At 57.6% G+C, this 13,184-nt stretch carries 11 protein-coding genes; 4 read left to right on the forward strand and 7 right to left on the reverse strand.

What is annotated here, in order from left to right; all coding sequences use genetic code 11:
• The first annotated feature begins 20 nt into the window (after positions 1-20).
• Complete coding sequence (locus HV675_RS12320; protein WP_175111192.1) at positions 21-809, forward strand: alpha/beta fold hydrolase; 789 nt, start codon at positions 21-23, stop codon at positions 807-809.
• Between the two features lie 76 nt (positions 810-885).
• Here the strand turns inward: HV675_RS12320 and HV675_RS12325 are convergent, their stop codons facing one another.
• From HV675_RS12325 to HV675_RS32850, 3 genes are all read right to left on the reverse strand, one after another.
• The gene (locus HV675_RS12325) at positions 886-1,857 is read right to left on the reverse strand and encodes an AraC family transcriptional regulator (RefSeq protein ID WP_175111193.1); all 972 of its coding nucleotides are present in this window, start codon (positions 1,855-1,857) and stop codon (positions 886-888) included.
• A gap of 371 nt (positions 1,858-2,228) precedes the next feature.
• Entirely contained in the window at positions 2,229-3,143 is a 915-nt protein-coding gene (locus HV675_RS12330; RefSeq protein ID WP_175111221.1) for a LysR family transcriptional regulator, read from the reverse strand.
• 203 nt (positions 3,144-3,346) lie between these two features.
• Positions 3,347-3,652, reverse strand: coding sequence for an alcohol dehydrogenase catalytic domain-containing protein (locus HV675_RS32850; RefSeq protein ID WP_343056781.1), 306 nt, complete (start codon positions 3,650-3,652; stop codon positions 3,347-3,349).
• A gap of 60 nt (positions 3,653-3,712) precedes the next feature.
• On the opposite strand from HV675_RS32850, the gene HV675_RS12340 reads away from it, so the two are divergent.
• Positions 3,713-4,606: a LysR family transcriptional regulator gene (locus tag HV675_RS12340; protein WP_175111194.1), complete on the forward strand. Its 894-nt coding sequence runs from the start codon at positions 3,713-3,715 to the stop codon at positions 4,604-4,606.
• Between the two features lie 314 nt (positions 4,607-4,920).
• Entirely contained in the window at positions 4,921-5,370 is a 450-nt protein-coding gene (locus HV675_RS12345) for a MarR family winged helix-turn-helix transcriptional regulator (RefSeq protein ID WP_175111195.1), read from the forward strand.
• A gap of 345 nt (positions 5,371-5,715) precedes the next feature.
• On the opposite strand, the gene HV675_RS12350 is transcribed toward HV675_RS12345, so the two are convergent.
• The 4 genes from HV675_RS12350 to HV675_RS12365 form a co-directional block, all read right to left on the reverse strand.
• Entirely contained in the window at positions 5,716-6,393 is a 678-nt protein-coding gene (locus HV675_RS12350; RefSeq protein WP_175111196.1) for a metal ABC transporter permease, read from the reverse strand.
• A gap of 784 nt (positions 6,394-7,177) precedes the next feature.
• Complete coding sequence (locus tag HV675_RS12355; protein WP_175111197.1) at positions 7,178-7,666, reverse strand: MarR family winged helix-turn-helix transcriptional regulator; 489 nt, start codon at positions 7,664-7,666, stop codon at positions 7,178-7,180.
• A gap of 315 nt (positions 7,667-7,981) precedes the next feature.
• Entirely contained in the window at positions 7,982-9,529 is a 1,548-nt protein-coding gene (locus HV675_RS12360) for a DHA2 family efflux MFS transporter permease subunit (RefSeq protein WP_175111223.1), read from the reverse strand.
• Between the two features lie 32 nt (positions 9,530-9,561).
• The gene (locus tag HV675_RS12365; RefSeq protein ID WP_175111198.1) at positions 9,562-9,993 is read right to left on the reverse strand and encodes a MarR family winged helix-turn-helix transcriptional regulator; all 432 of its coding nucleotides are present in this window, start codon (positions 9,991-9,993) and stop codon (positions 9,562-9,564) included.
• A gap of 1,226 nt (positions 9,994-11,219) precedes the next feature.
• Here HV675_RS12365 and HV675_RS12370 point away from each other — a divergent pair.
• The gene (locus HV675_RS12370; RefSeq protein WP_175111224.1) at positions 11,220-13,049 is read left to right on the forward strand and encodes an extracellular solute-binding protein; all 1,830 of its coding nucleotides are present in this window, start codon (positions 11,220-11,222) and stop codon (positions 13,047-13,049) included.
• Positions 13,050-13,184: the final 135 nt, after the last annotated feature.

Raw genomic sequence — 13,184 nt, forward strand, 5'->3', positions numbered from 1 at the left:
GAATCAAGGAATCGACGCAAATGAAACGTCTGCTCGCTGCTCTAATCGCCCCCGTTCTCGGTTTTAGCGTCAACGCGAAGGCTGCGGAAAAGCCGCCCATCGTCCTTGTCCACGGCGCCTTTGAAAACGCGCAGGTTTGGAGCCACGTCACTGCAAAACTTCAAGCCGACGGCTACAAGGTCGTTGCCGTCGACCTGCCCGGACGTCCGGGCGCACCCGCCGCACCGGACAAGGTCAGCCTCGACCTCTATCGCGACACCGTGGTCAAGGCACTGGCCAAGCTGCATCACCCGGCCGTCGTGGTGGGTCACAGCTTCGGGGGAATTGTCATCTCCGCCACGGCGGAAAAAGAGCCGGCCAGGATAAAGACCCTTGTCTTTGTTGCGGCCTACCTCCCCCATGACGGTGATTCCCTCGTGTCTATGGCACAGCAGGACGCCGACGCGAAGATCGGTCCGCATCTGCAGATCGACAAGGAAAAGGGTATTGCGACCATCGAATATTCGGCACGCGCCGACCTCTTTGCAAACGGCGGTCCCGAGGCCTTGAGAAAGGCGATTCCCGACCTGATCCTGGCTGAGCCTCTTGTCCCTCTGACTACCCCTGTGCATGTCACTGCCGGGCGGTTCGGCAAGGTCGATAAGGTGTACATCCATACCGCACTCGATCAGGTCATCAGTCCATCGTTCCAGGCCAGGATGGTTGCCAGCACACCGGTGCGCGCCGAATATATGTTACAGACGGGCCACACGCCGTTCCTGACGGACCCTGACGGTCTGGCAAACGATATTGAGGCTGCTTCCAGATAAGGAAGCCGAACTTCAAGAAAAACGCGAGGCGGCCGCGTCGCCTCGCCGTCCAGTTGGGCGAAAGGCGGCGAATCGGTTACAGCAATTCCGAACTTCGTGCGCGAAAAACGCTGCTGTGGGACATTCGATGCGCGTCACTTGGCGGATATCCAAACTGTGCCTTGAAGGCGCGACTAAATGCAGCTTCCGAACCATATCCCGCGCCGTAGGCAACGTCCGTCACTTTAAGGGTTCCGGCACGCAAGAGGTCAGCCGCGATCGTCAATCGCCAGCGCGTTAGATATCGCAATGGCGGCAGCCCGACTACCGCTGTGAAGCGATCTGAAAACGTAGACCGTGACATCATTGCAGTATCAGCGAGCGACTGTACGGTCCACGGGTGGTCAGGTGCCTGGTGCATTGCGTTCAACACGAGTCCAATGCGTTCGTCGGTCAATCCGGACAACCAGCCAGCCCGGCTGCCTTGCCTGCTGACCCACATCCGCAGTGTGCGGATGACGAGAAGATCGATGAGCCGCGAGACCATCAACGATGCTCCCGGGCTAGCGGCACGTGACTCGACGTCCAGAAAATGGGAGATCGCTGCGAGCCAGGGCGGCTCCATCGATTTGTCGCATGTCAGGTGGATAAGTCCGGGAAGTCCTGTAAGCAACGATCGCAGCGGCGCTCCATCAAAATAGAACGCCCCTGCCAGAAAGGATCCTGCAACACCCTCGTCAGCTGCCCATCTGAAAGTCTGAGCTTGCCGTCTTGAGGCGGCAGATACATCGACCTCGAAGCATCGAGGTGCTTTCACGTCCAGGCTGCCTCGGATCGTATGCCCGTCTGCGTGAGGCAAAAGAACGAAGTCGCCTGGCCGTAGCAGCACGGCTTCGCCATCGTGTTGCGACACCGACAGTTCCCCTGTGCGCAAATGCATGAAGGTGGCGGGCCCCGGCGGGAAAATTACTTCTGCCCGGGCACTCAACTCGCCGTGGAACACATGATCACCTCGCAGACGAATGAGTTTGAGCACCTGGGACAAGACATCAGGAGCTTCGGAGAGCATAGTTCCACCTCGTACGATTTCATGCCTGGAGGGAAGTTCGCATTCGAAAACAGAACTTATTAAATCATACTGACGGATCTGAATTGCAGTCAAAGTCTGAAGTCTCTCCCGGCTGCTCATCGAGGGTGAACAGCATGTTGCGCTGACTGACAAGAGCAATCAATTGTTTAAGCTTGTTCGGGATTGACGTCTGCGATATGAATGGGACGCACTTGAAAGTGAAGTCACGAAGCCAGTCTGGAGAGCGCGCCGGACCGGTTCAATAACGCTGGGCAGGCATGCGTCAGCCTCACGCTAACGATGTGAGAAGAGCGCAGGCCGACTGTTGGGGGAGTGCGACGAAACCATGCAGCCGAGGCGACAGCGAAAGACTAACGCGTACGTCTTGCACTTAGACGGCAAACGGCCATAAGCGCCAGGATATTCGGATCGCGCTCACGCGCGCGCACGAAACTCAGGCCGATGGTCTGGCGCATCAGATATTGCGATTGCAGCGGAATGAATTGCACCTTGTCGCCGAAAAAGCCGCGCACGCGGCCCGGTAGCAGCGTATAGCCCAAGCCGCCGCTGACGAGATTCATCAGCGGAAAAATATCGCCTACTGTCATTGCGACATCGGGCGTGAAACCGGCGACGCGGAACGCCTCCACAAACCCGCGATAGGTGACGAATCCTTCACTGAGCGAAACGAACCGCTCGTGACGACAGTCACGTAAATCGATGGCTTCCTGATTCGCGTATGGCGACCCCGCGGGCGCCGCGAAAAAGATATCGTCCTCGAAAAGCGGTATCGATTCAATTTCAGGCTCCGCCTTCGGTAAGGACATCAGCGCCGCATCGATTGTGCCTTGCTTCAATCTTTCCAGCAGCTCCGTATTGGAGCCGAGCACCAGCTCCACCTGAAGGGCCGGTCGCCGCCGCTTGATGTCGATGACGACATCGGGCACGGTTTGAATAGTCAGCGAGTAAAGCGAGCCGATCTTCAGGCGATCCGATGAATGGCCCGCAGCCTCACGCGTTGAACGGATGCCGTCGGACATCAACGCCATGACTTCCTTTGCGACATCGGCAAGCGTTCGCGCGGCATCCGTCGGTTTCAGATTGCGGCCCTCGTGCCGGAACAGCGCACACCGCATGCCCTGTTCCAGCGAATGCAACGCCCGATGCACGCTGACCGTGCTCACATCAAGAGCCTCTGCCGTCTTGGCCAGGTTTTCGGTCTCCATGTACGCGAGCAGGACTTCCAGCTTGCGAAAAGTAATTTCCTCGTCGATTCTGTCGCGCATGTCGAGTTTGCGAATGGTCACATCTGGCGTCTATCGGTTTGCGGTTGCTGCGGCTACATAGGGTTAATCCATTTTCTCATACACAACGAGGCGTCACGCGCAGCCCGCCTTCTCCCGTGTCTGTCATGCAATGTGACAAGTTTGTCCGGTGATGGCGGAGCCGCAAACACACCGCGCCGAATCGATTCGCTTTCGTATGCCCTTCACTTGCCCAGCCCGACTCGCTGTCGGACCGCCAGGTTCGTGACGTTTGCACCCACGGCGGCGACGGCGCCGATCACTTTATGGCCCGGCACAAGCGGGTAGGAGCTGATGCCCCACTCGTTGTCGATCATCGACAGATCGGAGTGGCAGAGCGCGCATGGCTCTACCCGGATGTCGATCTGGCTGGCGGCCAGCGGCCCGAGTTCATACTGAAACGGGACGAGGCGTCCCTTCGGTTGCGGGACGCTCGAATCGCATATCGGTTGCGATTGGCTTTGAGCTGTCCGTTGTCTGCTTGGGACGATAGGTGGGTGCGATTGATGGGTCTATACTCCGCAATTTGCATGAACTGGTGATAAAGCGCCATGAATGAGCGTCCAAGCCTGACCGAACTCACTGCCTTCATGGCGGTCGTCCGTCATGCGAGTTTTCGCGCCGCGTCCGATGAACTCGCGATGTCTCCGTCCACGCTGAGCCACATGATGCGTTCGCTGGAGGAGCGGATGGGACTGCGACTTTTCAATCGCACGACACGCAGTGTCGCTCCTACCGAAGCCGGCGCCCGGTTATTCAGCAGCTTGACGCCGGTTCTCAGCGAACTGGATCTCGCGCTCAGCGATGTGAACAGCTTCCGTGACCGCCCGTCCGGAAAGCTTCGAATCAGTGCATCGGAGGCCGCGGCGGGTTTGCTGTTGAATCGGGTGGTCCCCGCATTTCTCGATCGCTACCCCGAGATGCATCTGGATATCGTGACCGACGGACGCTTGATCGATATCGTCTCCGAGGGGTTCGATGCGGGTGTCCGGCTCGCCGAATCCGTGCCGCAGGCCATGGTGGCTGTGCCGCTGAGTCGCGAGATGAAATTTCTCGCCGTTGCGTCGCCGGCTTATCTTCATGCGCATGGCGAACCGCGGACGCCGGACGATCTTGCAAAGCATCGTTGCGTTCGTTTTCGCTTGCCGAGCGGCAAGATGTATCGATGGGAGTTTGAACGTCACGGCCAGCAGTTACGGGTAGACGTGGCCGGGCAGATTACGCTTGATCATGTCAGGTCGATGGTCGATGCCGCGATCAAGGGGCTGGGTATCGCCTACGTGACGTCCGACGCGGCCCAGCCAGCTATTGATCAAGGCTTGCTCGTTCCAATCCTGCTGGACTGGGTTCCGACTTTTGCGGGCCACTGCCTCTACTTTCCAAGCCATAGGCTGGTGCCGGCCGGCTTGCGCGTATTCGTCGATCTCATCAAGGAATTGCGTTGAGCGTGAGCCGATGACAGACCTGCTCTCGCGGTACCCCGGTGCATCGACATGCAATGAAGGCGAGGTGCGAGAAGCGATGTCGCGTTCAGAGGTACTTCCTGAATGTCGCGCAAGCTCAATTGAAAGCGAAAATTCAACACACGGCGTGACTGACCGCTGCGGCCGTGAAGCGACGACCGTGATAGGGCGATTTGTATTTATTCGTTCCTGATACCTTGACTGTACCTGTTATCTGCCAATGTCGGCGTCGTTGACACGTACAGATTTATGGGGATATCATAAAATGAACGAGTGCCACCATACAGGATTGCTCTATGTCACCGGCTAACAGCATCGTCACACCGGACCGGTGTAACAACACGGCCCTCAAAAAAGCATCGAGAAAGCTATCTCAGGTTTATGACGATGCGCTTGTGTCGTCGGGCCTGAAGTCCACGCAGGCGTCACTCCTGTTCGAAATCAATCGATGGAACGAGACACCGCCGACCATGAAAGATCTGGCAGCCGCTCTCGTGATGGATCGTTCGACGCTGGGCCAGAACCTGCGTCCGCTGGAACGCGATGGTCTGGTCGCGCTCGAAGAAAACCCGACGGACGGAAGAAGCAAGTACGTCGTACTCACCCGCGTGGGAAAAAAGAAGGTCGCCGAGGCTGCGGTTCTATGGAGCGAGGCGCAAAAACGGTTTGAGAAGTTTTTCGGTGCTAAAGATGCTGAAAATCTTCGTACCGTTCTGGTCGCAATCGCAAACGCCAGTGAACTGTAAAGCATCCGTTAGCCGCTGTGCGGAGCTTGGGACGGTCATGATAGGCATGAATGGGCTGTGATTAGTCTGAATTCATGGATTGGTCCGCCGAGCTGCTCCTCGGTTTCCCGCTGCAGAAGCGGGCGGGCGACCAAAATCAGAAATTCCAGTTTCAGATTGGCGCGGCGCTTTGATTCGGTTGCGCTGTGCGTGACAGTGAGTCGTGAAGCGCCGACTCATAGATGCCGGGCGTATGTATGCCCGCGACGAGCAGCCCGCCCTTGCGCCGCGCCTCGTTCGGGCTGTGCAGCGCATATTCGGCGAAGGTTCGAATATGTTGTAAAGGGCGGGTACCGCACGCTGCCTTCACATCGGCGGCGTGACGCCCTTGCCTATGGTAATAAGCCCTGCCTTGTCGCCTGGGTTGGTCTTGACGAAGACCGTCGACCCTATGGCGGCCGCCGACCGGTCTGCCAGCACGTAGCGCACGATCGGTGCGTTCGGCGGCACGGTGATATGAAGACTTTTGCTACCGCCGTCATAGGTGACCGTGAGCGTGCGGCCCGCCGTGTTGCGCTGCCTGGCGGCGACGACAATGCCGTTGGTCATATTGGTGTCGGCGAGTGCAGGCGCTGACGACGAGACATTCGACACCCGGCCGTTGGTCACGCCCGTCGCCTGCGTGACGGTTGGGTCGGGCAGCGGATCCCATCCGTAAAAGCCAATTCGCCCGGCGCGCATGTTGTCGGGAATGATAGCGAGCTCGACCGCGACCATTGAGCTCGGCGACCCTTTGACGGCCGACCCGACGAAGTCGCTTACCTTGATCTCGTCGAGGCTGGATGGAATGACATCGGCATACGTTGTGTACTGTCCGGTGCTTAGGGTGAAGGCGCGGCCGTCCTTCTCCGTGACCGTGATGCTGCCGTCATTGATAGCGGTAATGGTGCCGCGAATCCGGGAGGGCGCCGCTTCGCCGAAGACTGGTGCGATCACGAGCATGACAGCCGCCGCGGTGGTAACGAAGAAACGGAAAGAAAACATGTGGGGTTCTCTCAAAATGATGTACTACTCGTGAAAGTGAAAAATTTGACGACAGGTGATGTCGTCGAGCCACTTGGTCGATGAAAATTCCCACCGCTGATGCGGTCAAATCCCGATTCATGAATGACGGAACCGATGCACAGAGCGATAACATCAACTTCCGTGACATGCCTGGACTGCAACTAAGAGCCACGATCGATGTTGCCGATGGTTGGAGGCTACGTCGACATGGAACAATCATATATTGGACTTCTACTCTAATGAGAGGATATCCCCGTATATTTGATGGTGTCAACGACGTAGATTGCCATGGAACCAGGCGCGGAATATTGAAAGGATACCTGCGTAAATCAGCGCGGGCGCTGGACTGTTCGCGAGGTAAGTGAGCTCGACCGTTCGAACTTGTCCGTTTGTCGTAGGGTGAACGGGGCCCGTCTCCGACGCCCCCGATTGGTAACAGTGACTGCGAGCGCAGAACGTCGCTTTGTTAGATGGCGATGCTTACCATTGCCGCACCAGGCGCCGATGACACCGTCGCGATGATGCGCGGCTCTCCGAGCGAGGCATGATCTGTAAGGTACAAGGCAATGCGATGCGGGCGCGAGAAGGTGGGCAACGCTATGGTTCACTGGGCGAAAGCCGCACGGTGAAGCCCGGACACCCGGCACCGCAACGAGCGTTGATTGCGCTACAGGACGGACCGTGTCAGTTGTGGCGCACTGTCGACAAGGTCGCCGCCAAACGTTTCTTCAGCGGTAGCTGTTCGGCGCCCGTCGAGCGGATTTCATTTGCGGGCCGGATTCGCAAGGCCCTTCTCGAAGCGGGCCGCGAAATCGTCGGAAACTAGAAGTTGCAGCAACGTGCGCAGCGATTCCGTTGCTGCGCGACCGAACGCCGATTCAAAGTTCTTTTCCGCCTCGGCCCAGAGCGTATCCGTTTCCGCCAGCTTTGCACGGCCTTGCGCGGTCAGACTGATCAGCCGGTGCCGCCGGTCGTTGGGATCCACTTCGGCGGCAATGTAGCCGTCGCGTTCGAGCGGCCTGAGTGTGTGGGCGAGTGCACCGGAATCCATCACCAGCGCCTCCGCCAGCAATCCGACACTCGTGGATACCGAACGGCCGATTTGTGAAAGGATCGCGCGTTGCGTGATCTTCATGCCGCTCGGCGCAAGTGCGGCGTCGTAAAGCTGCGATATGCGGCGTGTTGCCTTGCGCAACCCAGTGCAGCTGCAGCGGGCGCTGTTCAGTTTCGTTTCAGTCTTTTGTTTCGACATTGCTTTCTCCGGCCTAGTCATTGTTTTCTCTGACCAACCCCTTGCCTGAGACAAATTCTATGCGTATACAGCCATTGACACAATACCGGCGTATACAGGCAGACAATTGTGGCGTATGAGCACTGTTGAGACACCTCGATCTTTTGTTCGAAGGGGGCCGCGAATTTGCACCCCCGCGCAGGTATCTATGTTACGTCGGCGGCACGATACGCGGAAGCGGGACAATCTGAGCGCAACGACGCATGGATTTGGATTCCTATGTTGTCACTCGCTCAGATGGGTCTACTCAACGAGGTTATCAAATTCAAGCAGACCCTAGTGCGCGTCCGGGGGCGGCGCAACGTTACCAATCGGCCGCGTAAAGAGCGCGCTGACGAGACCCACAACGAAGCACAGCGCGACAGCAAGAAACGTGTCGGCGAATGTCAATGTGAGTGCCTCTCGCATTAAGAGAGCATGCAACATGCTCAGCCCGGCATTGGCGGTATTTACCGTATCGCCGGCTGCTTCGGAGAGCCGTGCGGCTTGATATTGCAAAAATGCTCCCACTACCGGACGTCCGATGCTTGCATGTTCGGCGAGTCTTTCATAGTGAAAATTCAAACGGTCGTTGAGCATGGTGCTTGCCACCGCAATGCCGATCGCACCACCAAGATTGCGCATCAGATTGAAGAGACCGCTCGCCGATCGCAGCCGGGAAGGCGGCAGTGACCCCAACGCCATGATGACGATCGGAGGAATCGCGAACTGTTGCCCGAAGCCCCGCAACGCTTGGGGAAGCAGCAGTTGCTGCCAGCCCCAGTCACTTGTCAACGGCTCATAGAGATAGCACCCAATTCCAAACATCGTCAGACCCAGTATCAGCAAGTAACGCATATTGATGTGTCTTGCCAGTATTGTGTAGAAGATCATGCCCAGCAGCTGGAAGCATCCGACCGACAGCATTGCAGTACCAATCTGAAACGAGTCGAAGCCCCGCACGCGCGCGAGAAAAACGGGCGTCAGATACACCGTGCAGAAAATGCCGATCCCGATGATGAATGACAAGAGGCTGCAGATCCCGAAGTTGCGGACCGCAAGCGCGCGCAAGTCAATGATCGGTTCTTTCGCGGTCAGGGCATGGACGATGAACAGGAAGCCACTCAGAGCGGAGATCCATGTGCACAGGAGAATCGCTTCATTCCCAAACCAGTTTTTGCGCGGTCCTTCTTCAAGGATATATTCGAGGCAACCGAGACATCCGGCCATCAAGACGATGCCTACATAGTCGCCCTTTTTCAGCAGCGACAGGTTTGCGTGATCGAAGTTGACATACCGCGGCACGAGTAGTGTCACCGCAATACCCGGTACGACGTTCAGGTAAAACAACCAGTGCCACGACCACTCAGACGTCAGCCAGCCGCCGATGACCGGCCCGATCGTCGGTGCTAGCGTCGAGAGTGCACCGATGGTGGCCGCAGCGATAAGCCGCTGCTTTGGGGGGAAAATCACGAACATCGTCGTGTAGACGGTTGGGATCATGGCGGCTCCCATCGCACCCTGAAGGCAACGGAAGAGAATCATCGAGTTGATGTCCCACGAGAGTCCGCAAAGCATGCTGGTGATCGTAAACCCAAGCGCTGAAAAGGCGAAAACCCAACGCGTGGAGAACACTCTCGTGAGCCAGCCGGACATGGGAATGACGATAATCTCCGCGATCAGATAAGACGTCTGGACCCATGACAGCTCGTCCTGACTCGCGGAGAGTCCGCCTCCAATATCGCGCAATGATGAGGCGACGATCTGGATGTCGAGCGTCGCCATAAAGAAGCCGAGGCACATGACGGAAAAGACGATGAGCTTCGTGCGCGTCGGCAAATCCATTGGATCAGGCAAAGGAGCAACGGTGGACGTATTCACGTTGGGTCGCTCATCGATTTGTCAGTCAGATCGAACAGCTCGTGCCGCAACGCTTTCATTCGTCTACTCCCAAAACATTGTTCGAATTCCGACTGCGCTGTCGCCCAGTGCACTCGAGCTATCTCCAGTCGCGCCGCTCCTGAAGCCGTCAATGCGATGGTCAGCTCGCGGCCCGAGTCCGTTCGGCTCGCCACGAGACCATCACGCTGCATGAGTCTGATCGACTGCATGATGCTCCCAGGGTCCACGACCATCGCCACAGACAGTTGATGCGTGGTCATATCTCCAAGCCTGTGTAAGTGGTCAATGATCGAGTACTGCGTCGTTGTCAAACCCGCGCGCGCAAGGTGGCGCCCGTAGAACCGGGAAATGAGTCGAGACGCCTGGCACAGGGCGAAGCAATCGTCGTCTGCTGTCAACGGTTCCATAGGTCATCCTGACGATGTGGGTGTATATGCACGAATCGAGACAAAAAAATGCCTTCGTACTGGCTAAGGTTGGCCTGGCGAGACGACTCGCCGATGTGTTTGCTCACCTTGTGTTTCCTTTCCGTTCGCGAACATGAAAGTATCAGCATATGCTTGCATATGTCAATTGGCGGCATTTTCTTACAATTTCACCGTAGGAAAACGTTGCCGGAACCGGTCCAGCAAGACGCGGCGGATGAGTCGAAAGAGGCGCTGCAGGCCCTTATAAGACGGGGCGTCGCGACCTCGATGAAGCTTGCTTTGAAGCTGCCCGTTGCCCGTCTCAACGATTTTTTGCGAGCTACGAAACGCCATCCATTGTTGTCTCGACGACGCAGGATGCTCTACTTCTGACGTCATTGTCCGCCGTTGCATGCATGTAACATCGTTGACAAAGACAATTTATGGGGATACGTTCATACAAAAGGGGATATCACGATATATGTTGTTATGACGTCAATTTTCGATGCGGTCGCACCGCACTGGTCCAGCAACGCGCTCGAGTGGGGTTGAGGCCCGCACAGATGTCGGTCCTGTTCGAAATCGATCGATGGAATGCTGAACGGTCGAAAAAATCGAGGCGCCACGCGGCATCTGTGCGGAATGACATGTCGTTGTGGTGTGCAGTCAAGGCGACGACTGTGGTATCCGTGACCCACTTCCATCGACAATGCAACGGCATCGCATGGCCAGGTTGCCTGATGCCAACCCGGCACGAACAAAGAATGATGGTTCGCTGCTGCGAGATGCAATCGGCGATTGTGGAATAAACGAGTTTGTCCGGGTGTCATTAGCCTGTGCGCTTGAGTTCCTCATGACCAACACGACACTACTCCACGCTTCGGCACGTAAAAATGCATAACCCCTTTACGAACGGCTGTCTGCAAAGGGGCGCCAGGCTGGACTCGAGACGCTGAGCTGGAAATACCGCGTCAATCTGTGCGCCATCATTTATCTAATCACATCATGGTAATTTTATGAATAGGATTCCAATGCATCGCAATCGTTTGCTTCGCGGAGAAATGCTTGCGTCACTCAGGTTGCGGTGGCGTGAGCCATTCCGTACAGCGTCACGTATCGTGATGTGTTGGCTGCCTGATGTGACGGCCGGTGCATGGCGAGGTGTGAGCGACGGCAAACGCAACTCGACGAACCGTGACGCGCGACGCGGTACGGTGTGGCCTGCAATGCTTTGCGGCGCGTTGTGCACTGCCTTGATATTCGCCCGGCCGGCCGTCGCCGCGTACGCGATTGCGCAGTACGGCAGTCCAAAATACCCAGCCGGTTTCAAACACTTCGATTACGTGAACCCGAAAGCGCCGAAAGGTGGCACGCTCGTGCTCGCGAATCCGAACCGGCAGACTAGCTTCGACAAGTTCGACCCGTTCACGATGCGCGGCAACCCGGCGCCCGGAATTGATTTGCTGTTCGAGAGCCTTACCATCGGCAGTTCGGACGAAGTCGCATCCGCGTACTGCCTGCTCGCAGACGACATCAAGGTCGCGCCGGACGGTATGTCCACCACGTTCCACATCAACCCCCGCGCACACTTCTCCAACGGCGACCCGGTTACCGCGGACGATGTCAAATTCTCGTTCGACACGTTGAAAAGCCCACAGGCAGCGCCGCAATACGCTGCCTATTTTGCGGACATCACGCGCGCGGTGGTAGTCGACCCGAGTACGATCCGCTTCGAGTTCAGTCACCGCGACCGCGAGTTGCCGCTGCTAGCGGGCAACATGCCGGTGTTCTCGCACAAATGGGGTGTGAAACCCGACGGCAGTCGCACGCCGTTCGATCAGCTTGCGTTCGAAAAGCCGATCGGCAGCGGGCCTTATCAGATAGAGCAATACGACAATGGCCGCAACATCACCTATAAGCGCGATCCGAACTACTGGGGTGCGGCGCTGCCGGTACGCGTCGGCATGTTCAACTTCGATCGCATCCAGTACAAGCTCTATGCAGACCCGACGGCGCGTCTGGAGGCGTTCAAGGCAGGCGAGTATGACGCGCTCGTCGAATACGTCGCGCGTAACTGGGTGCGACTGGACGTCGGCGAGAAATTCGATGACGGCGAACTGGTCAAGCGCGAGTTTGCGCAGCATAACGGCAGTGGCATGCAAGGCTTTATTTTGAACCAGCGCCGGCCGCTGTTCCAGGACGTGCGAGTGCGCGAAGCACTCGATCTTGCGCTGGACTTCCAGCAGCTTGACCGGGATCTTTTCTACAACCAGTACAAGCGGATCGACAGCTTTTTCGTCAACACTGACTGGCAGGCGAAAGGGCTTCCGTCGCCGGGCGAGCTGAAGCTGCTCGACCCGTGGCGAGCACAACTCGACCCAGCGGTATTTGGCCTGCCGCCGGTGCAGCCGAATACCAATCCTCCGGGCTCGCTGCGCGCGAACCTGCTGAAAGCGGGCGAGCTGCTCTCGCGGGCGGGCTGGACCTACCGCGACGGTGCGCTGCGTAATGCGAAGGGCGAGCCGTTCGAGTTCGAGGTTCTTTGTGATTCCGGTTCCGCGCAAAGTCTCGGTCCGGTCATCGCTCCGTACGTGCGTAACCTGCAAACGCTCGGAATTGCCGTTCATTTTCGCGCAACCGATTTCGCCGTCTATCGGCAACGCCTCGATGCATTCGACTTTGACGTGACGATAGAGCGTTATCCGGACTCGCAGGTGCCTGGCGCGGATATGATCGACCGCTTCGGCAGCAAGGCCGCTACCGAACCAGGTTCGGGTAATCTGATCGGGATCCAGTCGCCCGCAGTCGATGCAATTCTGCGCGCGATCGCCGGCGCGCAGACGCGCGAGCAGCTGGTTGACGCGACGCATGCGCTCGATCGCGTGCTGATGCATGGTTACTACGTGGTGCCGCACTGGTATAACCCGACGTTTCGCATCGCATTCAAGCGCGGGCTCGCATGGCCGGATACCTTGCCGCTGTACTATTCGGCGGAAGGGTGGATCACGTCGATGTGGTGGTCGGCACCGCACGCGTTACAAGCGACGCAGCGCTAGCGGGTCTGCGATACGCCGATAACGAAGGCGCTATTCGACCGAACACCTCACCACCATAAATTGCCCGCATGTCACGGTCGGCCAGACTCTGGGCTCAGGGCAGTTTTCGACACTTGAGGTTCTCGAACAGAACAA

The organism is Paraburkholderia solisilvae (assembly GCF_902859875.1).
Classification (GTDB): Bacteria; Pseudomonadota; Gammaproteobacteria; order Burkholderiales; family Burkholderiaceae; genus Paraburkholderia; species Paraburkholderia solisilvae.